General features: G+C 37.5%; 22 protein-coding genes and 2 pseudogenes. 2 read left to right on the top strand and 22 right to left on the bottom strand.

Annotated elements, in window-relative coordinates:
• Nucleotides 1–33: 33 nt before the first annotated feature.
• From CCC20_RS04755 to CCC20_RS04765, 3 genes are all read right to left on the bottom strand, one after another.
• Nucleotides 34–960 carry a metal ABC transporter substrate-binding protein gene (locus tag CCC20_RS04755; protein ID WP_058692542.1) on the bottom strand — a complete coding sequence of 309 codons (927 nt, stop codon included), beginning with the start codon at nt 958–960 and terminating at the stop codon, nt 34–36.
• 257 nt (nt 961–1,217) lie between these two features.
• Nucleotides 1,218–2,489 carry a 2-hydroxycarboxylate transporter family protein gene (locus CCC20_RS04760; RefSeq protein WP_058692543.1) on the bottom strand — a complete coding sequence of 424 codons (1,272 nt, stop codon included), beginning with the start codon at nt 2,487–2,489 and terminating at the stop codon, nt 1,218–1,220.
• Between the two features lie 21 nt (nt 2,490–2,510).
• Nucleotides 2,511–4,133 carry a malolactic enzyme gene (locus CCC20_RS04765; protein WP_287179351.1) on the bottom strand — a complete coding sequence of 541 codons (1,623 nt, stop codon included), beginning with the start codon at nt 4,131–4,133 and terminating at the stop codon, nt 2,511–2,513.
• A gap of 157 nt (nt 4,134–4,290) precedes the next feature.
• Between CCC20_RS04765 and CCC20_RS04770 the strand changes: the two genes are divergently transcribed.
• Nucleotides 4,291–5,172: a LysR family transcriptional regulator gene (locus CCC20_RS04770; RefSeq protein ID WP_048791084.1), complete on the top strand. Its 882-nt coding sequence runs from the start codon at nt 4,291–4,293 to the stop codon at nt 5,170–5,172.
• Nucleotides 5,173–5,249: 77 nt separating this feature from the next.
• Here CCC20_RS04770 and CCC20_RS04775 read toward each other — a convergent pair whose 3' ends face one another.
• The 19 genes and pseudogenes from CCC20_RS04775 to CCC20_RS04865 form a co-directional block, all read right to left on the bottom strand.
• Nucleotides 5,250–5,426, bottom strand: a complete 177-nt coding sequence (locus CCC20_RS04775) for a hypothetical protein (protein WP_160312946.1) — start codon at nt 5,424–5,426, stop codon at nt 5,250–5,252.
• 116 nt (nt 5,427–5,542) lie between these two features.
• Nucleotides 5,543–6,817, bottom strand: a complete 1,275-nt coding sequence (gene dltD / locus CCC20_RS04780) for a D-alanyl-lipoteichoic acid biosynthesis protein DltD (RefSeq protein ID WP_048791083.1) — start codon at nt 6,815–6,817, stop codon at nt 5,543–5,545.
• A complete protein-coding gene (gene dltC / locus CCC20_RS04785; protein WP_048791082.1) occupies nt 6,810–7,049 on the bottom strand; it encodes a D-alanine--poly(phosphoribitol) ligase subunit DltC in 240 nt (79 codons plus the stop codon). The genes dltD and dltC overlap by 8 nt, the downstream gene beginning before the upstream one ends.
• 30 nt (nt 7,050–7,079) lie before the next feature.
• Nucleotides 7,080–8,342 carry a D-alanyl-lipoteichoic acid biosynthesis protein DltB gene (gene dltB / locus CCC20_RS04790; protein WP_048791081.1) on the bottom strand — a complete coding sequence of 421 codons (1,263 nt, stop codon included), beginning with the start codon at nt 8,340–8,342 and terminating at the stop codon, nt 7,080–7,082.
• A complete protein-coding gene (gene dltA / locus CCC20_RS04795; RefSeq protein WP_048791080.1) occupies nt 8,339–9,877 on the bottom strand; it encodes a D-alanine--poly(phosphoribitol) ligase subunit DltA in 1,539 nt (512 codons plus the stop codon). The genes dltB and dltA overlap by 4 nt, the downstream gene beginning before the upstream one ends.
• Nucleotides 9,878–9,891: 14 nt before the next feature.
• Nucleotides 9,892–10,014 carry a teichoic acid D-Ala incorporation-associated protein DltX gene (locus CCC20_RS04800; protein WP_013852287.1) on the bottom strand — a complete coding sequence of 41 codons (123 nt, stop codon included), beginning with the start codon at nt 10,012–10,014 and terminating at the stop codon, nt 9,892–9,894.
• A gap of 249 nt (nt 10,015–10,263) precedes the next feature.
• The gene (locus tag CCC20_RS04805; protein WP_238374702.1) at nt 10,264–10,440 is read right to left on the bottom strand and encodes a hypothetical protein; all 177 of its coding nucleotides are present in this window, start codon (nt 10,438–10,440) and stop codon (nt 10,264–10,266) included.
• A gap of 146 nt (nt 10,441–10,586) precedes the next feature.
• Nucleotides 10,587–10,796 (bottom strand): CsbD family protein, encoded by a 210-nt coding sequence (locus CCC20_RS04810; protein WP_003066683.1) that lies wholly within the window; start codon nt 10,794–10,796, stop codon nt 10,587–10,589.
• A 115-nt stretch (nt 10,797–10,911) separates the two neighbouring features.
• A pseudogene (locus tag CCC20_RS04815) lies at nt 10,912–11,317 on the bottom strand (V-type ATP synthase subunit D); the annotation flags it as partial.
• 107 nt (nt 11,318–11,424) lie between these two features.
• Nucleotides 11,425–11,559 carry a 50S ribosomal protein L34 gene (gene rpmH / locus CCC20_RS04820; protein ID WP_002885866.1) on the bottom strand — a complete coding sequence of 45 codons (135 nt, stop codon included), beginning with the start codon at nt 11,557–11,559 and terminating at the stop codon, nt 11,425–11,427.
• Nucleotides 11,560–11,798: 239 nt separating this feature from the next.
• The gene (jag, locus tag CCC20_RS04825; protein WP_058692547.1) at nt 11,799–12,797 is read right to left on the bottom strand and encodes an RNA-binding cell elongation regulator Jag/EloR; all 999 of its coding nucleotides are present in this window, start codon (nt 12,795–12,797) and stop codon (nt 11,799–11,801) included.
• Nucleotides 12,798–12,809: 12 nt separating this feature from the next.
• Nucleotides 12,810–13,625 (bottom strand): YidC/Oxa1 family membrane protein insertase, encoded by an 816-nt coding sequence (locus CCC20_RS04830; RefSeq protein ID WP_009855060.1) that lies wholly within the window; start codon nt 13,623–13,625, stop codon nt 12,810–12,812.
• A complete protein-coding gene (gene rnpA / locus CCC20_RS04835) occupies nt 13,609–13,968 on the bottom strand; it encodes a ribonuclease P protein component (RefSeq protein ID WP_003066688.1) in 360 nt (119 codons plus the stop codon). Before rnpA ends, CCC20_RS04830 begins: the two co-directional genes overlap by 17 nt.
• 128 nt (nt 13,969–14,096) lie before the next feature.
• Entirely contained in the window at nt 14,097–15,491 is a 1,395-nt protein-coding gene (gene argH, locus CCC20_RS04840) for an argininosuccinate lyase (RefSeq protein WP_058692548.1), read from the bottom strand.
• Nucleotides 15,492–15,944: 453 nt separating this feature from the next.
• Nucleotides 15,945–17,135 carry an argininosuccinate synthase gene (locus CCC20_RS04845; RefSeq protein ID WP_012962562.1) on the bottom strand — a complete coding sequence of 397 codons (1,191 nt, stop codon included), beginning with the start codon at nt 17,133–17,135 and terminating at the stop codon, nt 15,945–15,947.
• A 219-nt stretch (nt 17,136–17,354) separates the two neighbouring features.
• Nucleotides 17,355–18,521, bottom strand: coding sequence for a CynX/NimT family MFS transporter (locus CCC20_RS04850; RefSeq protein WP_058692549.1), 1,167 nt, complete (start codon nt 18,519–18,521; stop codon nt 17,355–17,357).
• 172 nt (nt 18,522–18,693) lie between these two features.
• The gene (gene gltX, locus CCC20_RS04855; protein WP_041974164.1) at nt 18,694–20,151 is read right to left on the bottom strand and encodes a glutamate--tRNA ligase; all 1,458 of its coding nucleotides are present in this window, start codon (nt 20,149–20,151) and stop codon (nt 18,694–18,696) included.
• 184 nt (nt 20,152–20,335) lie between these two features.
• Nucleotides 20,336–20,830 carry an LURP-one-related/scramblase family protein gene (locus CCC20_RS04860; RefSeq protein ID WP_287179360.1) on the bottom strand — a complete coding sequence of 165 codons (495 nt, stop codon included), beginning with the start codon at nt 20,828–20,830 and terminating at the stop codon, nt 20,336–20,338.
• A 93-nt stretch (nt 20,831–20,923) separates the two neighbouring features.
• Nucleotides 20,924–21,418: a beta-class carbonic anhydrase gene (locus tag CCC20_RS04865; RefSeq protein WP_287179362.1), complete on the bottom strand. Its 495-nt coding sequence runs from the start codon at nt 21,416–21,418 to the stop codon at nt 20,924–20,926.
• A gap of 248 nt (nt 21,419–21,666) precedes the next feature.
• On the opposite strand from CCC20_RS04865, the pseudogene CCC20_RS04870 reads away from it, so the two are divergent.
• Nucleotides 21,667–22,772 (top strand): annotated as a pseudogene (locus CCC20_RS04870) (transposase).
• The last annotated feature ends 3 nt before the right edge of the window (nt 22,773–22,775 follow it).

A 22,775-nucleotide genomic window follows, 5' to 3' on the forward strand; every position in this document is an offset into this window, starting at 1 on the left:
TTCATAGTTTCACCAACTTTATCATACATATCATCACTGAGATAATCCTTCGGCTATTTTATCTAAATTCCACTTCATCATACTATAATAGCTGTCCCCTTCTTCACCTTTATTAGCAATAGAATCCGTAAAAATTTTTGAATAGATACTAATTCCTGTTTCTTTAGAAATTGTTTTCATTGGACGGTCATCAACACTTGACTCCACAAATAATGCTGACGGCGTTGGTCCCTCTTTTAATTTCCTAACTAAGCTAGTAGTCTGCTCAGGTGTTCCTTCTTCCTCAGTATTAATTTCCCAAATATAGGCTGATGGCACGCCATACGCTTTAGAAAAATATTTAAAACATCCTTCACTTGTAACAATTAATTTTTTATTTTCTGAGATTTTTGAAAATTTTTGCTTAGCTTCCTGATCTAATTTATCAAGTTTATTAATATAGCTAGTAAGATTTTTGGTATAAAATTCTTTATTTTTAGGATCTTTAGCTATCAATTGTTTCGCAATATTTTTTGCATAAATAATACCGTTTTCTAAGTTTAACCATGCATGTGGATCTTCTTTTCCTAAGTCATTCTTTCCCTCAAGATATATGACATCAATACCATCGCTTACCGCAAAATAGTCTTTATTAGCCTCTTTATGAGCATTTTTAACTAATTTGGTGAACCATGCATTTCCACCAGTCTCTAAATTGATACCGTTATAAAAAATAATATCTGAATTTGTTGTTTTTTTAACATCTTCAGGAAGTGGCTCATATTCATGTGGATCCTGACCGATAGGAACAATACTGTGTAGGTTTATTTTATCCTTACCAATGTTTTGAGTAATATCAGCTAATATAGAATTAGTCACAACAACATTTAACTTACTCTTTTCTGATGTCTTTGTAGTAGCACATGCTCCCAAAATACATATTATTAGTAATAAACATATGAGTGATGTTATCTTTTTCATTATAGAACTCCCCTTAAAATATTTATATTCGCAAAATTAAGTGTGCTTAATTTTATATTTAATATAACTTAATTAAATTACGGTGTCAAGTATTATTTAAAAATAAGTTGATTAAAATTTAGAGCTTAAAAAAATGACTAGAACTTTCTAGTCATTTTTCAACTCACTACAGATAGCTTACATGGTTCTTATATCATCTAAAAAATATTCAATCTTGCCAAAGAACAAGGATGAATATTTTTCCAGAAGTTGTTGAATTAATGTAAAAATTGGATGAGGATTCCTCCTAAAATGAGGACAATTGCACCACCTAGACGATTTGCCATTTGGGCAAAGGCAATCATTTCCATGCGGTCCGCCGCAGAAAGCACAGCGATATTTCCTGTACCGCCCATGGAATTGTTAATCATCCCAGCACCGATAGCTGTTTCGACTGGATACATACCGAGAACTTGTCCCAAAATCCAGCTAGCAAGTCCCATTGACACAACAGATGTTAAACTGATAAGGACAAATTGCCATGTCATGGCTTGCGCTAAAGAACTCAAATCGATCATTGAAAGCCCGATACCTGCCAAAACAGCGTGTGTCAAGTTAGTCATAATCACACGATTAAACATGACCACTGCTTCTTCTAATGGTTTTGGTACAATATCAAGCGCTTTGAGAACGAAGACAATAATAATCATAAAGGCATAGCTGTGCACTTTTGGAATAAAGGCATTTAAGATAACGCCGATAAGGAAAAGGGCAAAGGCAAGCATCATTCCGACACCGATTTTTGTAGGGTCAAGCGGAGCTTCAGATTTTTTCAAATCGTCTTTATCAACACGAATGAGCACACCATTCCCATTGAATTTGGTGTTAGCAAATCCACGCGCTAACACAATGGCACCGATAATGGCAAAGATATTTCCTAGCGTGGTTGCTGGGGCTAATTGTGACAAGATTGATGAGGCATCTGTGTGCAATCCAGCCGCATAGATTTTAGATAATGGCACGATTCCTGCACCCATCCCTCCTGCCATTTGGGCAAATGAAATGTACATGACAGAATGTCCAAAGCCTTGACCAAGCCAAGCTCCAACAGCACCAGTGGCAAAGAAACCGATAACCATTGATAAAAGAGCGACAGGAATGAATTTAGCAGAGGCTTTCACCAAAAGTTTGCGGTTCATTCCTAGAATTGAGCCACAAATAAGCGCTGCAATATAAAAATCTAGAAAGCCCCAATCACTCATAAAAGTAGAAGTGGCTGAGACAACTGATTTTGGAATCAACCCTGTTGAAGCTAAGATTGCGGCTAACAGCAAGGTAAAGACTGACCCACCACCAAGGTAAGTATTCCAAAACGGTAATCGTTCACCAAGGAAATAGAAAAGATGTCCTAAAACGACCAACATGAAAGTGATTCCAACCATGTTAAGCGGTAGTTTCCCCATTGCAATAACAACAGCTAAAATAATAACCAGAGCCGTATAAAGCGGAAGAGAAAGCCCCGCAATTTTGATATTAGATAACTTTTTCATACGAATGGTTATCCTCCTAAACTAATATTTTGGATACCATTTAAGCTCGCGAACAGCTTTAGCCATGTCTTTTTCTTCAGCTTGAGCTAAGCCTTGTTCTTGAGCTTTTTTAGCAACAGCTTCCGCAACTTTGATTGACACTTCAGCAACGTATTGGAATGGAGGAAGAACAGGTGCTCCTGGTTGACCTGGATCTACAAGACCACTAAGTGAGTGAGCTGCAGCACCAATCATTTCATCTGTAAGAAGTGATGCTTCAGAAGCCAACATACCAAGACCAAGACCTGGGTAGATTAGGGCGTTGTTTGCTTGACCAATTTGGTAATCAACACCTTTGTAGCTTACTGTACCTGAAGGCATACCAGTCGCAACGAAGGCTTTACCGTCTGACCATTCGATAACTTGTTTGGCAGTTGCTTCTAATTTCTTAGTTGGGTTAGAAATTGGGAAGATAACTGGGCGTTCAGTGTTTTCGCACATTGCTTCAACGACTTCTTTAGTGAAAGCACCAGCATCTGTTGATGTTCCCACCAAGATTGTTGGTTTAACAGCTTTGATAACGTCAAGAAGTTTAGTCATATCACCGCAATTTGCAAAATCTTCACGTTTTTTAGCAAATGGTTTTTGGGCAGGTGTCAAATCTTCCATATCGTCAAAAAGGAGACCTTGTTTGTCAATCATGAAGAAATGTTTGTAAGCTTCTTCTGATGAAAGTCCTTCTGAAACCATTTCAGCGTGAACACGGTCAGCAATACCAGCACCAGCAGAACCACCACCGTAGCAAAGGTAAACTTGGTCAGTTAATTTTTCACCTGTGATGTCCATAGCACCAAAGATACCGCCAAGAACAACGATACCAGTTCCTTGAATGTCATCGTTAAATGTTGGAATTTCTTTTTTGTATTTGTTAAGAATGTTGGCAGCATTTGAACGACCGAAGTCTTCCCAGTGAAGGTACAATTTAGGGAACATATTTTCAGCAGTTTGAACGAATTTGTCGATAAATTCATAGTATTTATCACCAGTAACACGTTCGTGACGGTTCCCAAGATACATTGGATTTTCCAAAAGTTCTTTACGGTTTGTACCAGCATCGATAACAAGTGGCATAACTGAAGCAGGGTCAATACCAGCAGCAGCTGTGTAAATCATCAATTTACCAACAGAAATATCCACACCTTGGACACCCCAGTCACCAATACCAAGAATTCCTTCGGCATCTGTCACAACGATTAAACGAATGTCACGGTCACCAGCAGCATTTTTTAGTGTTTCTTCGATGTTTTCTGGGTGATTAATATCAAGGTAAGCAGCGTATTGTGGGTCAACATACAATTCGCTATATTCTTCAATTGTTTCAGCGATAACTGGGTCATACACGATTGGGTTAAATTCAACGATGTGTTGGTTGAATAGGTAGTAGAAAAGCGTACGGTTTGTATTGAAAATTTCCATTAAGAAATGGCGTTTTTCAAGATTTGATGGTTTACGCAAGAAATGTTGATAAGCTTGTTCAGCTTGTTCTTCGATTGTTTGAACGTAAGGTGGTAAAATACCAAGCAATCCTAGTTCTTTACGTTCTTCCATGGTAAAAGCAGTACCCTTGTTTAAGAATGGGTTGTTTAAAATATCATGTCCACGCATGACGTATCCTCCTAAAGATGTATTTAAATAAGATGAAATTTCTTACGCGGGTCATTATAAACTGTTCCAGTTCTTATAGTCAAACACCTTAGTTTTAATAAATATTATTTATAATAAGTTTTAAAAGATTATGGTAAAATAAAGCAAGGAGGTCTGAATGAATTTACGAGATTTAGAATATTTTTACCAATTAGCAAAGCTAAAATCTTATACCGCTGCTGCACAGTATTTTCAAGTTAGTCAACCGACAATTACTTATGCTATTAAACGGCTTGAAAAAGAATTAGGCTGTGATTTGGTCATCAAAGACCCGTCACATCGCTCAGCAGCACTTACTTTGCAAGGTGATATTTTTCAAAGCCATGTTGAAGATGTTCTACTTCAAATAAAGACAGCGGTCAACGAGGTGCATCAGTCACTCGATCCTATGATGGCTGTTGGATTGCCACCGATTATCTGCAATTATTTGCTGACGGAACTCCTTCACAAAAATGAAAGTATCGCCCCATTTTCACAAGTTAAGGCTGTGCGTGGTGGCTCTAATAGTTTAATGATGAAATTGCTAGATGGAGAATTGGATTTCAGTCTGTTGGGTTCGCTAGCGCCGCTCAAAAATGACCAGTTGATTATTCATCCGCTGTTTAAAAAAGATTTTTATGTCATTCTTTCTCCAAAACACCCTTTGGCAAACCAGAAAGAACTGTCTTTTCAGGATATTCTTTACGAAAAATTTATCTTGTTAGATGAGCATAATATCCACCTAACCGCTTTTAATCAGCTCAATCATCGTTACCATGACCAAGCTTCAATTTTGTTTAAAATCGATGATGTTTCGGTGATTAAGCAAATGGTTTCGGAAAACATGGGCATTTCATTGCTGTCTGATATTGCGCTAACGTCAGGTTCTGACCAATTGGTTAAAGTGCCTCTGGCTGAGCAAGACCGTATCTCTTTCTACGTCAGCTACGCCCATTCACGACATGCTATCCTCTCAAAAGAAGCCAAAGATTTGGTCCGCCTAATCGAAAAAATTTCTTAGTGGACTTTCCTTAGCAAAATGATAATAACTTTATAAACACTAACCCCTCCTTATAAATCCTATAAGGAGGGGGGTGATTAATTGGTTGCGTTTTGGGCGTTTAGCCAGTCGAAAATATTGTTATAAGAAACGCCGTTGACTTGGGCGTCACCACCATTGGTTGGGTTTGTCGCAACCATGCCCGTTAAACCTGACCATGTAACGACATTTATTACCCAAGAAAAGTTACTAAAATGTAATGATTTTCGATCCATAAAGCGCTCACAAGGATATTGTACTCCCAAAAGATACTATTTTCAGAAATTTTCAAATATGAAAATTCAACAACAGAAATATTAAAATTCCTTGCCGATTATGACAAGGAATTTTTTTAAGAATTTGCATTAAACTGCTGAACAGAGCCGTCGTAGCTTGCCCAAACTTTCGTTAAAAATTGGTCATTTAAGTGATAACTTGGCGTGGCTTGTTTCTGACTTAGAAACGGATTAACAACTTTGTCCATGGCTAACCAGCCAGTCCACCCCATGTGAATAGTATCTTGCATAAAGAAAGGTTTGTCGCCATCTTTTGAAAAATCAGCAATATTGGTAAAGCCTTGGCTTTGTAATTGATACTTTATCTTAGCGACTGTTTTTTGGTACATAGCTTGATTAAGACCAGTATAATTTGCCCATTTTCTGTTGACTGGTGGGATAACAAAGAGAACATTGGTATTGTCCTGTGCAAATTGACTGAGCACTAGTTGTAAATCATTGTATTCTGGAGAGTTTAAGTAATTAAATTTTGTTTGAGACTGTTTTAATCGTTTGAGTTGCGCTTTAAGACGTGTGTCAAAAAAAGTGTTGTCGATATCAAAGGTATTATTACTACTTCGTTTTTTTCCGTCAGCAATAGCTATGCCACCGAGTTTGCTGTAAGAAAAACAAGCTGGCAATTTCTTAGCTTGCGGTTTAATCTTGCTGTCGTAATTGTCAAACATAGGGATTTGGCTAAAAAGAGCATCTTCTTTCTGGAAAATCATCTGTTGCGTGTTGAGGTTTTCATTGTCAGAGGCAGTCAACGATTTTCCTGCCGCAACATTTTCCATCATATCCTTAAAAGAAGAGTCAGGGTACATTTTCAAAAAGCGTTTAGCAGCGTAGCGGTCATAAACACTGCCGTTTTGATGTTTTAGGAAATCAATCGCTTGTCCGCTGCTAAAATATTCTTGAAAAGCGCTAGCGCTCGCTCCCTTAGATGTAAACCATTGTGGTGAAATTACATAAACAGCTTGTTTATTTTTGAGTTCTTTATTAATCTGCTGAATACCAAAATAATGCGTTAGTGAAGCCGAGCCACGTTGTCCGAGTAAATAAGGCGTATAGTTGCGATGATATTTTTCTGCCAAGACAGACGGATGCATTTTATCAAAGCGCAGCCATTCGCTAGAGCCAAAAAAGGGCACAAAACGGTGCTTAGCATCTGTTAAAGCACGTACCTTTTTATATTTACTCTTAAAACTCGTTTTGCTTAATGAGACCGCATCTTTTTTCTCAGCTTTTAAATCATGCTTTTGATTAGCTGTTGGAACACAGATAAAAACCAAAAGAACAATCAGTACAGCACAGACAACTGGTCCTAAAATCTGCCAGAGGCGCTTAAACATGGCAAAGCTCCTCTATTCCTGCAATGATTTTATTAGCTGTGTTCCAGTCATTACGCCCAAATTCTGAAATCGGAATATCAATGTCAAAATGACTTTCCAATTCCACAATGAGTTCTACCGTTCCCATGCTATCTAGCACACCCGCATCAAATAAATCTTCGTCCATCATGTCAGAAACATCTTCCATGAAAAGGTCATCAATAATCGCTAATACATCTGTTTTAATATCCATGTGATAAACTCCTTTTAAATCTGAAACGGTTTATTTCCCAACTGTTTTTGGAAACCACAACTGGTCTAAGAAACCTGAAAATAGTAAAAATGACAACATCACAACGTTAAATGTGATAAAAACACCAAGTGCCTGAGTCCATTTGTTATCTGGCAAAGGTGGCAAATCTTGCGCCTTACGCTCTCGATTAATCTTTTTCTTCTTTCGCACCCAAGCATCGTTAATCACAAGCCCAATACCATGAAAAAGACCGTAAGTGATATAATACCAAGTCAATCCATGCCAAAAGCCCATGATTAGCATATTGGCAATGTAGGCAACACTTGAGGTGACGTTTCGATTTTTAAAAACTTTGTGTTTAACTAAAACCTTGACCAAACGCATAAAAACAAAATCACGGAACCAAAATGACAAACTCATGTGCCAACGATTCCAGAATTCCTTTAAATCACGTGATTTAAAAGGTTGATTGAAGTTAACAGGGCTCTTAACGCCCATAAGATTAGAAATAGCAAGGGCAAACATGCTATAACCTGCAAAGTCAAAGAACAAATCAAACCCATAAGCATACATGACACCAAGCGTTGCAATGTTAAACACACCACCCATTTGCAGGGCACACTCTTTTAGCTGTGGCAATAGCAAGCTACCAAAAACATAAGCCAAAATGAATTTGTAAAGAAAACCAAACATCAAGTAATGCACGCTTTCTTCTAACATATTCAGAAGCTCAGCTTTTTCAGGAATATTCTCGTAATCTTCATTAAACCGTTTGAAACGGTCAATCGGACCACTTGAAAATGTCGGCATGAAAAGCAAGAAACGCAAGAATTCCCACATGGTAAATTCACTCAGCACGCCGTCTCGCATTTCCATAATCATACCAACCGCACGAAAAGTCAGGTAAGAAATTCCTAAAAAACCAAAAAGTGATTGGTGATTATCAATGGTCATCAAGGGTGTCAGCTTGGTCCAAGCTAATGGCAAAATAGACAAAAACACCCAAAGATAGAAAATCCATTTATGATTATGACGTTTTCGGTAAATCTTGTAGGAAAAGACGAGAATTACTTGCCAAACGACATAAGCTAACAACGACACAAGCTGATTAGCCGTTTTTCCTGTTAACATCAAAATAATGAAAGCTAGGCTAACCAAAGCTTCATACAGCGGAAAGCGTTTCTTGAAAAATAATCCGATGAAAATGGGAAGCACAGCCACAATCAAATACAGAAAATATTGCGGATTGCCATAAGCTTCTAAATGCGGTAATTGCTGAAGAAACTCACTCATCGGCGATTTACCTCGTTCATCAAGCCTTTAATATCGATTTTTCCATTCGGTGTGAGTGGTAAGCTGTCACGATAGAGGAATTTAGACGGCATCATGTAATCCATCATGATGTCTTTGAGTTCTTCTTTGATTACCTTAGTAATGTCCAGTTGACGCTCAAATTGCTCTGCAACACCGTCTTTTAAAACAACGTAAGCCAGCAGATTTTGTACTTTGTAGTCTTTGTTGTAACGCGGGACAGCCACAGCCGACTTGATATAGGTTGATTTATTCAGATTTTGTGAGACTTCCTCAAGCTCGATACGGTAGCCGTTGAATTTTATTTGAAAATCCATGCGCCCACCGTAAAGAAGCATACCGCGGTCAGTCATGATACCTAAGTCACCTGTGTGATAGGCTGGCAAACCATTGAATTCGAAGAAAGCAGCTTGCGTGCGTTCTGGATTGTTGAGGTAACCTTTAGAAACAGCTGGACCGGATACGATGATTTCGCCTTGTTCTCCATTTGGCAAAGGATTGCCATTTTCATCGATGACAAAAGTGGGAGAATCGGCTTTGGTGTAACCAATTGGCAGACGCTTGCAAGTCGCTAACATCTCATCTGTGATAGCTACCGCAGAAAGAGCCACGGTCGCCTCCGTTGGACCATAAGCATTAACAATGCGAGCTTTTGGGAAACGACTGCGCAATTTTTGAGCGGTTTTCACCGTTAATTCTTCGCCGTCAAAATAAAAATGCGTCAAGTTGGGTAAGGTTTCATGATTAAAATCATTTGATAACATTGCCATATCAACAAAAGAAGGCGTTGATGTCCAAACACCAATCGGCAATTGATTAATCGTCATAAAAAGACGTTGAAAGTCTGTTGTCAACTCTTTTGGAAGCGCAAAAAGCGTGCCACCCAATGCTAAAGTCGGTGCCCAGTACATGACCGACAAATCAAATGAATACGGTGGCTGCGCCAGCATTTGTGGGCGCTGCGGAACAGAAAAAGCCTCTGCTTCAATCATCCAATTGGTAAAACTAAGCAAATTATCATGCGAAATTTGCACGCCCTTTGGCTGACCCGTTGTGCCAGATGTGAAAATAATATAATAATTATCATCACCTTTGACAGAATGTGTGATATGATAATCTGATTGTTGAGCAAAAATAGTCTTGAGCTCTGCAGATTTAATGATAGGAATGTGTGTAATTTCCAAAGGAAGATCACCAACGGCAATAATCAAGCTTGGCTCTGCTATTGCCAAAATAGCTTCAATTCTCTCAAGAGCTGAGTGTTGGTCAACTGGAATATAAGCATGACCTGACTTTGTCAGCCCAACAAAACTGACTAACATTTCATATTCTTGACCGCCAAAAACCAAAACTGGCGACTTTTCCTCGATTTTCAAAAAATCAATATAGGTTGCCAAGGCATCTGAATCAGCCTTTAAATCACCATAAGTGTGAACATCTCCCAGAATATTATAGACAGGAAAATCAGCTTGTACTTGTGCAAAATGCTCAATTCTTTCAATCATATCGTGTAACATGAAAACTTACCTTTCTAAAATTCGTTGTAGATGAAGTTACCCTGACCACGCCCAAGATAACTGAAAAAGTAAATTAATGCTAAAAAAATCAACACATAAAATAATGTCTTTAGGATAAATTGACTTATTTCTTTCATGACTTGCTCCTCATACTAAATCAGTATAATCAAATTCACTGGAGAAATCTTGGGCAAATTGTTGCAAAACTAGGGCAAATTTGTGGCAATTCCTCTAAAGTTCAGTTTAACCAAATTTTCACCACAAACTCTTACAGAATTGTAAGAAATTATTTTAGTATCACACGTGATTTTTAGCAAAAGCAAAAAGCCTCGGACACAATGTCCAAGACTTAATCTATGTTTTTTATTCTACCTCTACAATAAATGTTACGGATGCGCTGTGAATTTTAAGCGTTTATAAGACATCATAAACTGCACAGCAGCAGAAATGATAAAAATAGCTATCGCAAGCACTAGAATGCTTTTAACACCTCTATCCAGTACCAACAAAATAGCAAGTAACAAATCAACTATCCTAATATATGCCCAAATTTCTTTAAACATCGTAGCCTCCCAAAAATGATGATTAATCGTTTGATTTAAAGCGCTTACAAATATTATTATATCACTTTCTATCATAATTACTAGCCATTTTCAAATATGAAAATAAAAAATCCCTCTAGGTAGTCATCCTAGAGAGATAGTCGTATTTAGTTATCTTTATGAAGAGCTTTTTTGACACCTTCAATAGCACCTTCCGCGCTTTCTTTGACATCACTGACTAATTCTTTTCCTTTGGCGATAGTCTTTTCGGCAAGACCTTCTGTTTCTAGTTCCTTATCACCTGTTACTTTTCCAAAACCTTTTTTAAGATTTCCTTTGACTTGTTCTAATTTTGCATCATATTTTTTTTCAGACATATTATTTCCTCCTGCCCTTAAATTACCTATAGTTTATCACCTTACAGCCTATAAGTAAAAGAATTCGATTACAAATTTAACCTAACAAAAAAGCGTCTAAAAGACACTTTTTGTTTTATTTAACTTTCATAATGCGGATTAGGTTAGCGCGTTCTGCTTCTTCGATTTTTAGTTCGATATAACGAATGGTTGTGTATTCCAAACCATTGACACGACGGCGTGTTTTTTCAATTTCATTGGCCATCAATTGACAAGATTTTTCGATTTCAGCCAGATGAAACAAATTCTCTGTCAATCCCTCAACGGCAAGGTGTCGTCCATTTCACTATTAGAGGCTTGATAGCTGTACACAACGTTACCGTTATCATTACCATACGGATTTTCAATATGACTGTGCATTTTGAAACAGTAACGCTCATGATATTTTTTATTTCAATAAATAGTTGAACCTCTTTTATCGGAACTGAAAAACTTTCTTCTACCATAAGTGTGTTTTCAAGAAATTTCGCTATAACAAAATCTTATTAGATCATCTTTTTCATGAACACCCAAAAAATAAGACTGATTTTCAAGAAAATAAAAAACCGTCAGACTCGAGCACTGACGGTGACTTTTTATATTCTATCAATTAAGCAGATAAAACTTTACGTCCTTTACGACGGCGAGCAGCAAGCACGCGACGTCCGTTTTTAGTTGACATACGGTGACGGAATCCGTGTTTACGTTGACGACGGATTTTACTTGGTTGATAAGTACGTTTCACGATGAATACCTCCTCATAGATTTTCGTATTCGTTTAGCCGGCTATATTTGATCAGTTACTAAACATACCATACTATTTTATAATAAGAATAGAAAGCTGTCAAGGACTACTTGGTTTTTATTTCAATGTCTCTCTTTTAAAAGATGACCCCAAAGAGCTTTTATAGTTTAAAAATACTCTAGTATATAAAGCCATCTTACGGTAAGCGGTAAAAAAAGAGCCTTAACGGCTCTGTAAATTTATTGAACAGCTGTCACAACAACGTAGCGATTTGGGTCGTTACCTTCTGAATAACTATCCACACCATCAATGCTTGTGATTGTTTTGTGAACAATTTTTCGCTCGCTATTGCTCATTGGGTCCATGACATAATCTTTACCAGTTTCGAGAACACGATTGGCTGCTTTGCGAGTAAATTCAATCAATGTCTCTGTGCGGTGTTCCACATAATCATGAACATTCAAAATGACAGAAAAATTCTTTGAATAACGGTCATGTAAGAAATTTTGTGAAAGTAATTGAAGAGATTTCAAAACTTTTCCGTGATAACCAATGACACGACCAGCTTCTGGCGTTTCAATTTGCAAATTGATTTGACGGCGATTGTGGCTAGTTTCAACCGTTGCATCAATGTCCATTTCATAGATGATTTTTTTGACATATTCTGCAACTTCTTCCGTAGCTTTTTCGATGTCTTTACTCAATTCACGTTGAGCTGGAAATTCACTAGCAACAAATTCTTCAAAAGATTGCTCAGTTTTAGCCACTTCTGGGCTTTCGTCAACCTGAACATCTTCTTCAACTGGTTCTTTAGCCTTTTCAAGTGCTTCTAAAACCTCTGTATGCCCAGCTTCTTCAAGAATGGTTTGTGTTTTTTTCTTGTGCATGACAATATCTTCTTTAACCGAATCGTCAATGACTTCGCCACGCTCTTCCATTTTTTTAATAATGCTGGCAACTTTTCGAAGTTCCATTGTATCTTCAAATTTTGATGACACAGGTTCATTTTTTTGATTAACTTCCTCTGGCACACCCTTAACCACTTTTTGGTTAGCTCGGTGAGCCGTCACTTCATTAATCCCTTCGATATCAACCTGAGCAGGCTTTTTACCAAAACCTAAGAACCCTTTTTTTTCACGAGAAACCACTTTAATGTGGGCTTTAAGGCGTGACAAATGCAACTCCTTCAAGCCTTTTTCAATAGCATCTTCAACAGTTCTACCTGTGAATATTACCATACTTTCTTCCTCTTACTTTCTTCTCTTTTGCGCTTTCTTCTTAGCACGACGAATCTTAGCCGCACGTTCTTTTTCAGCTTGTTCCTCTTCCAATCGTTTGGCAATGATTTTGAAAGGATTATTCAACAAAAGAATTTGGAATACCTGAAAAGCATAAGAAACTGACCAATAAAGCACAACCCCTGAAGCCAATCTGAAACTCATAAAGAAAATCATAATTGGCATCACATAAGTCATCACCGTCATGGCAATATTTTTCTCACGCGCTGCTTTGTTTGTTAACCAAGATGAAAGGAATGTGAACAAAGCGGCTAAAACAGGCAAAATAAAATATGGGTCTGGTTTTGATAATTCAATCCATAAAAATGTACCTGTTTTCAAAAAGGCAACACGTGTTAAGGCTTGATACAAAGCCATCAAAATCGGCAATTGAACGACTAGTGGGAGCATCGTCGCATATGGATTAACACCGTATTCCTTGTAAAGCGCTTGGCTTTCCTCTGTCAACTTCATGCGGCTGTCTGTATCACGACCAGGATACTTTTCTTGCAACTTTTTAAGCTCTGGCTGCAAGTCTTGCATTTTTTGCCCTGATTTGATTTGCATATTGTAAAGCGGCATCATGATTGCTCGAATGATAATGGTAAAGAGAACAATCCCAACTCCGATTCGACCATTAATCGATAGCCACTGAATAGCTTTGGCAAAGAAATAAACAATTTGATCCCAGCCATTAGTTGATGAAGCGGTTACTTCACTGCGACCACAAGCAGCCAAAAGTATTAAAGTAAGACTACTTAACCCTAATAATTTAATCTTTCTTTTCACTATTTAGACCTTCCTGATATAAATTGGCAAGTTTTAAAACATGGAGTAAATTTTTCTTCACTTCATGATAATCAAGTTCCTCGACACCTTTACGAGCAATGATAACAAAATCATGATGTCGTAAATTTGGTGACAATTCCATGACAACATGTCGAATTTTTCGCTTGATGCTATTTCGGGTAACAGCATTACCAAGTTTTTTGCTTACAGAAAGCCCTACACGATAGTGGCCTTGATTTTTTTCTAATTGATAGACGACAAATTTTCGATTGGCAACACTTGTTCCCTTGCTAAAAATTGCCTGAAAATCTTTGTCACTTTTGACACGATAGGTTTTCTTCAACGTACGACTCCATTCTAAATTATTTTTATTATACCATAAAAATTTAAAAAGCCCTAACCTCTAAGGATTTTGGGCTTAATATCTTTAAATATTTTATTGGAAAATGCTTTAGGAAGTAGAAAAAATTGTTAATGAGTCGCTTTTAGACTGTTTTTGGCTTCTTTAATTTGCCATTTGACTTGGTCAAATCCAGTCCCACCAAGAGAATGGCGACGCTCAACAGCGGTGTGTGATTTAAGAGTTTCATAAATGTCCTCATCAATCAAATCAGAAATTTCTTGGTAACGTTCAAACGGCACGTCTTGCAAATAATAGCCAGCTTTAGTACATTCTAATACTAATTTACCAACGATTTCATGAGCTTGACGGAATGGAAGCCCTTTGCTTGCGAGATAATCAGCCAATTCAGTTGCATTTGAAAAATCTTTTTCAGTTGATTCAGCCATATGCTCTTTATTGACCGTCATGGTTTTAAGCATACCAGCCAAAATATCAATAGCCACCGTAATGGTTTCAGCCGTATCAAACATACCTTCTTTATCTTCTTGCAAATCTTTATTATAAGCCAAAGGCAAAGATTTCATAACCGTCAAAAGCCCAAAAAGATTACCATAAACACGACCAGATTTTCCACGAATCAATTCTGCCATATCAGGATTTTTCTTTTGCGGCATGATTGATGAACCTGTTGAGAACGTATCTGAAAGCGTCACAAACTTAAATTCATTTGAACACCAGCTGATGATTTCTTCACAAATACGGCTCATATGCATCATCAAAATCGAACTATTTGCCAAAAATTCCAAGATAAAATCACGGTCAGACACTGCATCAAGGGAGTTGCTGTAAGGTTTGGCAAAGCCCATAAGCTCCGCTGTCATCTCACGGTCAATTGGAAAAGTTGTTCCAGCAAGAGCAGCCGCACCAAGCGGTGATATATCCGTATGTTTCACATTAAATTCAAAACGTTCACTATCACGCGTAAACATATTATAATACGCCATTAAGTGATGCCCAAATGAAATCGGCTGTGCGTGTTGCAAGTGTGTATAACCTGGCATGATAGTATAGACATGCTCATCAGCCAAGTCCACCAACGTTTGACGTAAATTGCCAAGCTTTTCAATCACTTCATCAAGCTTAGCTTTTAAGTACAAGTGCATATCAGTTGCCACTTGGTCATTACGTGAACGCGCCGTATGCAATTTTCCAGCCACAGAACCGATTTTAGCAGTCAAGAGACTTTCCATATTCATGTGAATATCTTCGTTTGACACGTCAAATTCAATTTTTCCAGCCTTGTATTCTGCAAGCAATTCTTCAAGACCTTCTTTGATTTGCGCAGCTTCGTCTTTTGCAATAATGCCTGTTTCACCAAGCATGATCACATGAGCAATTGAGCCTTTCAAATCAAATTCTGCCATTTTTTGGTCAAAAGAAATCGATGCTCCAAATTCTTCAACCCATTTTTCAAGACCAGCTTCAAAACGCCCGCCCCATAATTTATGATTTTCTGTTGCCATAACAATGATACAATGAACCACCAAAACACGTGGCGTTCAAAGCCTTTCTCTTTTCTTATTTGTTTAATTAATAAATAAGTCCAAGGAGCGACCTAGGACTTATAGGGTGTTGCCTCACGGGGCGTTGGCCTTAAATGATTCTCACAGGATATCATTATTTAAGCTCGATGCCACTCTCTGTTGACATTAACGAGGATAGGTAAGTTATAAGAAAAGAGTCTCAGATGGGGCTCCCTGTCCCCTTTTATCTGAAGCTTGGTGGAAATTTTCGGTACTAATTATCGTCATCATGGCTTGCCATACCCTAAGTACTGCCTGCGCCATTCTTCCTTGATTAGCCTTGAAAATTTCTCACCAATTCTTTTCTTACTTATTAAGATTTTTTCTACGGCTCAATTCCTTGATTGACATCAAAGTTATCGCCTTAGAAACTATTTTTTTGTTTTCTGTTAATTATTTATTGTTTACTTGTGAATTAACTTGGGTTGGTAGTCCCCAAAGTTTGATGAATCCTACAGCTGCGTCTTGGTCAAAGCTGTCAGCTGATGTGTAAGTTGCCAAGTTTTCGTCGTAAAGTGAGTTTGGTGATTTACGAGCCACAACTTGAGCATGACCTTTGTAAAGTTTCACTTTAGCGGTACCGTTAACCACTTTTTGTGTTTCTTTGATGTAAGCAATGATAGCTTCTGTCGCAGGGCTAAACCACAAAGCATTGTAGATAAGGTTTGACAATTCATTTTCAAGAATTGGTTTGAAATGAGAAACTTCACGTACCAATGTGATGTCTTCGATTTCTTTGTGAGCTGTCAAAAGTGTGATAGCACCTGGGCATTCGTAAATTTCACGTGATTTGATACCAACCAAACGGTTTTCAACGTGGTCAATACGTCCAACACCGTGTTTACCAGCGATTGTGTTTAATTTTTGGATAAGGTCTGCCAATTTTAGCTCTTCGCCGTTAAGTGCAACTGGTTTTCCTTCTTTAAATTCAATATCAACAAATTCTGGTGTATCTGGAGCTTCTTCTGGAGAAGTTGTGATACCAAAAGCATCCTCTGGTGCTTGATTCCATGGATTTTCAAGGACACCACATTCATTAGCACGACCCCAAAGGTTTTGGTCAACTGAATATGGATTGTCAAGGTCAGCAGGAACTGGCACACCGTTTGCTTTAGCGTATTCAATTTCCTCTTCACGAGACCATTTCCATTCACGAACTGGAGCAATAACTTTCAAGTTTGGATCAAGCGCAGCGATTGCCACTTCAAAACGAACTTGGTCATTACCTTTACCAGTACATCCGTGAGCAATAGTAGTCGCACCAGTTTTATGAGCAATTTCAACCAATTTTTTAGAAATGACTGGACGGCTAAGCGCTGATACCAATGGGTATTTTTGTTCGTAGTAAGCGTGAGCTTGAAGTGCTGGAAGCACATATTCTTCAGCAAATTCATCTTTAACGTCAAGGACGTAAGATTCAACCGCACCGACTTTAAGAGCTTTATCATGAATAAAATCAAGGTCTTTACCTTCGCCGACGTCCATACAAACAGCAACAACATCATAATCTTTCATGAGCCAAGTAATGGCAACTGAAGTATCAAGACCACCTGAGTAAGCAAGGATAACTTTTTCTTTTGACATAGGAATACTCTCTTTTCTTATTTTTGTGTTTTTATCAACTTTATGTGTATAATTATACATATCAAAAACAATCCTGTCAACACTTTTTTGAATATTTTTTCAAAAAAAGCGAAATTTTTACGATTTTATAACAAATATACAGTATATATACAAAAAATGAGCGATTTTATGCAATGATATCTTCCTATCTAATCTAGGAAGATATTATTTTTCATCTATTTATAATATTTTTTCAAAACGTTCGGTGTAGAACAAAGCTACTGTCATGATAATTGTACAGATGAATAGGCAAAGGGCTGCTACTGTCCATGAACCAAAGAGATCAAAGCTATAACCAAACAGTGTTGGTCCAAAAGCTGCTAGGAAGTAACCTCCTGATTGTACCATACCAGATAATTGAGCGGTTTGGCTTGGTGTATGAGATTTCATTGAGAAAGCGACAAGCAGATATGGGAAAAGGGCGCTAACAGCAATTCCGATTAAAACATTAACAAGCAACCAATAGACAAAACTACTTGATTGGAATAACAGCATACCAGTTCCGATGATACCACAAGCAGAGACAATCGCTAACATGATTTTACGATTCTTAGCCGATAAATTAGTGGCTAAAGTTGGAATTGTCAATGAAAATGGCAAACTAATCAATGAATAAATAGAAGCCAAGATACCTGCTGCTTCGCTTGATACACCAGCTTGACTTGCCATTGTTGGTAACCAAGTCATTCCTGTGTAAAAAAGAAGAGATTGCAAACCACCAAAAACAAGCAATGCCAGCGCACGCTTATTCTTCCAAAGTGAGCCAACGTGTGCTTCTTCATCCTTTTCAGTCACATGATTATGAAATGTATTTGGAAACCAGACCACCAAAGCAAGCAAAATCAAGAAACTAAGAAGTAAAATCAACCCTTTCCATGATGTCATCTTGACAATTGGCACAGCCACAGATGAAGCGACCGAAGAAGCTAAACCCATAGCTGTCGTATAAACAGTCGTCAAAAGCCCAATACGCAACGGTTGATTAGCCAAGATAACGCTTGGTAGTAAAACGTTCATCATGGCAATACTAACTCCAATAATCATAGTACCGATATAAAGACTTGGTAAATTAATCACGCGCATACTTGAGCCGATAAACATGGCAATCAAAACCATGGTGAATAATTTTTCAAGCCCAAATTTATCTGCCAAGCGCGGTGCCAAAGACGAACAAAAAGCAAACATAATCAACGGAATACTCGTTAGAATCCCTAGTGAATTGACCGAAACGCCCAAACCGTCTGCAACATAGCTCAAAACCGTTGGTATCGTTGTAAATGGGATCCGCAAAACAGCTCCCACTAAGATGATACCAAGAACAAAAAAGCTCGAATAATCTTTTTTCATGTAACCCCTCTTAACTTAGAAATAAACAAATTCAATGCCTATTATAACAAGAACTACACACGTTTAGAATAGACATTATCAAAAAACGGTTTTTACAACAAATTTAAATATTTCTCAAAATTCATTATTTTAAGCAAAAAGCCCGAGATTTACATCTCAGGCTTTTATTCTATCATTTCAAGCTGTTAAGCATATTTTCGATGTGTTCAATTGATTTTTCACGACCAAGAAGGTAGATAGTATCTGGAAGTTCTGGACCGTGCATTTCACCTGAAACAGCGATACGAATTGGCATAAAGAGGTTTTTACCTTTGATACCTGTTTCTTTTTGAACGGCTTTGATTTGTGGGAAGATATTTTCTGATTTGAAATCTTCGTCACTCATCGCTTCAAGTTTAGCTTTGAAAGCTTCAAGAACTATTGGAACTGTTTCACCAGCCATGAATTCTTTTTCAGCATCTGTTAATTCTGGGAAATCTTCAAAGAACAAATCTGTTAATGGAATGATTTCGTCAACAGATTTCATTTGTGGTTTATAAAGTTCAACCAATTTTTCAGCTTTGTCAGTCAAACGACCAGCTTCTTCCAAGAATGGTTTCGCCATTGCAAAGATTGTATCAAAATCAGCATTCTTGATGTATTCGTTGCTCATCCAGTCCATTTTCTTTTGGTCAAAGGCAGCTGGAGATTTGCTCAAACGATTTTCATCAAAGAGTTTGATTAATTCTTCACGTGAGAAGATTTCGTCTTCACCACCAGGATTCCAACCAAGAAGAGCGATAAAGTTAAAGACTGCTTCTGGCATGTAACCTTTTTTACGGTAGTCTTCAATAAATTGAAGGGTATTTGTATCACGTTTTGACAATTTTTTACCAGTTTCAGAGTTGATAATCAATGTCATGTGACCGAATTCTGGTGCTTCCCAACCAAGTGCTTCGTAAACCATCAATTGTTTTGGTGTGTTTGCGATATGGTCATCCCCACGGATAACATGAGAAATTTCCATCAAATGGTCATCAACAACAACGGCGAAGTTGTATGTTGGGTAACCATCTTTTTTCTGGATAACCCAGTCACCACCGATGTTACCACCTTCAAATTCGATGTCGCCTTTAACGATATCATGCCATTTGTAAATGCCTGATTCGTTAACAGCCAAACGAACAGTTGGAACGATTCCTTTAGCTTCACGTTCTGCGATATAAGCAGCTTTTTCGTCTTCTGACATACCAAGGAATTCGTTGATATAACGAGGTGTTTCACCAGCAGCTTCTTGGCGTTCACGTTCTGCAGCTAATTCTTCTTCAGTAACGTATGATTTGTAAGCTTTACCTTCTGCCAACAATTGGTCAATGTATTTTTGGTAAATGTCCAAACGTTCTGATTGGCGATATTTTTCATGAGTTTGTGGGCTTTCATCCCAATCCATTCCCAACCATTTAAGGTTTTCCAATTGTGAACGTTCACCGTCTTCGACATGACGTTTACGGTCAGTATCTTCGATACGAATAACAAAATCACCACCATGGTGACGAGCATAAAGATAATTAAAGAGCGCAGTACGCGCATTTCCGATGTGTAAAAGTCCTGTTGGACTTGGTGCATAACGCACGCGAATTTTCTTAGGCATTTTCGTCTCCTGTTGAATTTCAATCATTTCTATTATAGCACAATATTTATCCTTGGAACAAAAAATCAGCTGAAAACAGCTGATTTCCTACGTATTTTTCAACATTTGATTTCCAGCAAATTTTGATTTCTTGTTGTTAACCTAAAACGGTCTATTTCCAGACCATTACTTTCCAACTCTATAATCAGCTTGAGGCAGAGCTACTTGATGATTCGATTGCTTTGACATAGTCGATAGCAATCACTAGCGAAATCACTAAATCAGCAAGACTGTCATCGTAAATATCAACATGGTAAGTCGAGGCTATCTTGAACCATTCTTGATGAATACTTGCCACTTCACGCCCTTGGTCAAGCAGACTAAAATTCATATTCCAAATGTCTCCAGCCACTTCCAAACCAAAATTAGAAATATCATATTTAGCTTTAAGCAATGAAAAACGCTGTTGAATTGTAATCTGTTTACCGTCCACAAAAGTCACCGTAAACCGTTGAAAAGGAAAGCTAAAATGATGTTTGATATGACTAACAAACTGCCCTTGACTGTCAGAAATTGTGAATTCCTTTAAAAACTTTAAAAATGATCCTTGAACGTGATAGGCAAGTTGACCAGTTTCATCTTTAATATCAAATTTGCCAGCTAATGACCAAAGTTTTTGTTTAATCTCAAAACTTCTCATCTTGTACACCTCAATATTTCAATTCGTTTGTACCGATATACTAATACAAAAATTATATTACTTCCCTGAAAAACTGTCAACAAAAACCCATCTTTATTTGATTTCTCTCATGCGTCCTGTATCCACATCATAAATAGCTCCCGAAATCACAACATCCTCTGGGATTAAGGGAGAATTTCGCAAAATAGCAATGTCCTCACGCACACTTTCTTCCACATCAGAAAATGGTAAAAAATCTTTATCGTGGACATCAACACCCAAATCACGCTCTAACTGCGCTGCAAAAGCTTCATTTGTAAAACTTTGTGCCCCACAATCTGTGTGATGAAGAACTACAATTTCACGTGTCCCCAATTGTTGCTGAGAAATCACCAAAGAACGGATAATATCATCAGTCACACGACCGCCAGCATTACGCAAAATATGAGCATCACCAAGCGCTAACCCCAAAGCCTGTGCCACATGTAGACGAGAATCCATACAAGTCACAATAGCAACATGCGTTTTGGGCTTCTGTGGCAAATGCTCTGTACCATGTAAATCAGCATAAGCTTGGTTAGTTTTCAAAAAATTTTCAAAATAAGACATCAAAAGTCCTCCTTGACTACATGACTAATAAAGTTTTTCTTATATTATCATTTTTCATACCTCTTGTCTCCTAAAATGACTTTACAATGAGGAAATAAAAAAAGCGGAAATACTCTCCCACTTTTTACGGCTCTATAACTTCTGTAGTGGGTAAAATCCTGCTAAGAAGTTATGGAGTTTTTGAGTATACAAAAAGTCCCATATGACTTAAAATTTAAAGCGACAAAACCATAAATAGAAAGAATCATATGAGACAACTCTATCATACTACAGAAGTAATCGGAATTAAAGACAAAATATCACTTTAACTAAAGTTTTTCAACACGAGACACATATTGAGGTTGATTACACTCCTCCTAAGTGTTGCTATTGTCAAGGAAAACAAATTAAATATGACTTTCAAAAACCTTCTAAGATTCCTTTTATCGAAATTGGTGGTCTTCCCAGTCTGATTCGTTTGAAAAAGAGAAGATTTCAATGCAAAGTCTGTCGTAAAGTGACGGTTTCTGAGACCTCCCTTGTTCAGAAGAACTGTCAAATCTCTGAGCTAGTGAAGCAGAAAACAGCTCAACTCTTACTTAAGCGAGAAGCTTTAACGCACATCGCTGAAAAACTTGCCTTCTCTACCTCAACTGTGTATCGTAAGCTTAAATAATTTCAGTTCAAGGATAACTTTTCAACCTTACCTGAAGTACTGTCTTGGGATGAATTCTCTTATCAAAAAGGAAAACTAGCTTTTATTGCTCAAGACTATAACACAAAGAAAATCATTACGATCCTTGATAACAGACGACAAACAACCATTCGCAATCACTTTTTCAAATACTCTAAAGAAGCTCGAGAAGGAGTGAAAATCGTTACTATGGACATGTCTGGTAATTACATACCTTTAATCATGTTGCTTCGCTCTCCAGTTTCTAGGCTCAGGCTGAAACAGTCTATTCCTAGACTGTTTCACTCCCAAATGCTAAAATTGTTCTTGACCGTTTTCACATTGTCCAATACATGAACAGAACGCTAAAACAGACACGTATTCAAATAATGAAATAATTTGAGAAGAAATCTCTTGAATATCGTGTTCTAAAATATTACTGGAAACTCATTCAAAAGGATAGTCGAAAACTATCGCCTAATGCTTTTTATTCAAGGACTTTCAGAGAAACGTTAACGCTTAAAGAGTGTTTAGACAAGATTTTTAAACACGTTCCGCAACTTGAAAAAATACTACAACCTTTATCAAAGATATTAAACGAAACGCTTTTGGTTATAGGAACTTTGACAACTTAAAAAACGCATTTACATCGCTTTGAACTGCAAAAAAGCGAGAACATCATTTGTTCTCGCTAGAGCTTAACTT

Origin of the sequence: Streptococcus sp. LMAG:39, from assembly GCF_008680485.1 — a bacterium.
GTDB lineage: Bacteria > Bacillota > Bacilli > Lactobacillales > Streptococcaceae > Streptococcus > Streptococcus pasteurianus.

Excerpts from the sequence above, each read along its gene's own strand:
- CCC20_RS04755 (WP_058692542.1), bottom strand. The coding sequence starts at position 960 with ATGAAAAAGATAACATCACTCATATGTTTATTACTAATAATATGTATT.
- CCC20_RS04760 (WP_058692543.1), bottom strand. The coding sequence starts at position 2,489 with ATGAAAAAGTTATCTAATATCAAAATTGCGGGGCTTTCTCTTCCGCTT.
- CCC20_RS04765 (WP_287179351.1), bottom strand. The coding sequence starts at position 4,133 with ATGCGTGGACATGATATTTTAAACAACCCATTCTTAAACAAGGGTACT.
- CCC20_RS04770 (WP_048791084.1), top strand. The coding sequence starts at position 4,291 with ATGAATTTACGAGATTTAGAATATTTTTACCAATTAGCAAAGCTAAAA.
- CCC20_RS04775 (WP_160312946.1), bottom strand. The coding sequence starts at position 5,426 with ATGGATCGAAAATCATTACATTTTAGTAACTTTTCTTGGGTAATAAAT.
- dltD (WP_048791083.1), bottom strand. The coding sequence starts at position 6,817 with ATGTTTAAGCGCCTCTGGCAGATTTTAGGACCAGTTGTCTGTGCTGTA.
- dltC (WP_048791082.1), bottom strand. The coding sequence starts at position 7,049 with ATGGATATTAAAACAGATGTATTAGCGATTATTGATGACCTTTTCATG.
- dltB (WP_048791081.1), bottom strand. The coding sequence starts at position 8,342 with ATGAGTGAGTTTCTTCAGCAATTACCGCATTTAGAAGCTTATGGCAAT.
- dltA (WP_048791080.1), bottom strand. The coding sequence starts at position 9,877 with ATGTTACACGATATGATTGAAAGAATTGAGCATTTTGCACAAGTACAA.
- CCC20_RS04800 (WP_013852287.1), bottom strand. The coding sequence starts at position 10,014 with ATGAAAGAAATAAGTCAATTTATCCTAAAGACATTATTTTATGTGTTG.
- CCC20_RS04805 (WP_238374702.1), bottom strand. The coding sequence starts at position 10,440 with ATGTTTAAAGAAATTTGGGCATATATTAGGATAGTTGATTTGTTACTT.
- CCC20_RS04810 (WP_003066683.1), bottom strand. The coding sequence starts at position 10,796 with ATGTCTGAAAAAAAATATGATGCAAAATTAGAACAAGTCAAAGGAAAT.
- jag (WP_058692547.1), bottom strand. The coding sequence starts at position 12,797 with ATGGTAATATTCACAGGTAGAACTGTTGAAGATGCTATTGAAAAAGGC.
- argH (WP_058692548.1), bottom strand. The coding sequence starts at position 15,491 with ATGGCAACAGAAAATCATAAATTATGGGGCGGGCGTTTTGAAGCTGGT.
- CCC20_RS04845 (WP_012962562.1), bottom strand. The coding sequence starts at position 17,135 with ATGTCAAAAGAAAAAGTTATCCTTGCTTACTCAGGTGGTCTTGATACT.
- CCC20_RS04850 (WP_058692549.1), bottom strand. The coding sequence starts at position 18,521 with ATGAAAAAAGATTATTCGAGCTTTTTTGTTCTTGGTATCATCTTAGTG.
- gltX (WP_041974164.1), bottom strand. The coding sequence starts at position 20,151 with ATGCCTAAGAAAATTCGCGTGCGTTATGCACCAAGTCCAACAGGACTT.
- CCC20_RS04860 (WP_287179360.1), bottom strand. The coding sequence starts at position 20,830 with ATGAGAAGTTTTGAGATTAAACAAAAACTTTGGTCATTAGCTGGCAAA.
- CCC20_RS04865 (WP_287179362.1), bottom strand. The coding sequence starts at position 21,418 with ATGTCTTATTTTGAAAATTTTTTGAAAACTAACCAAGCTTATGCTGAT.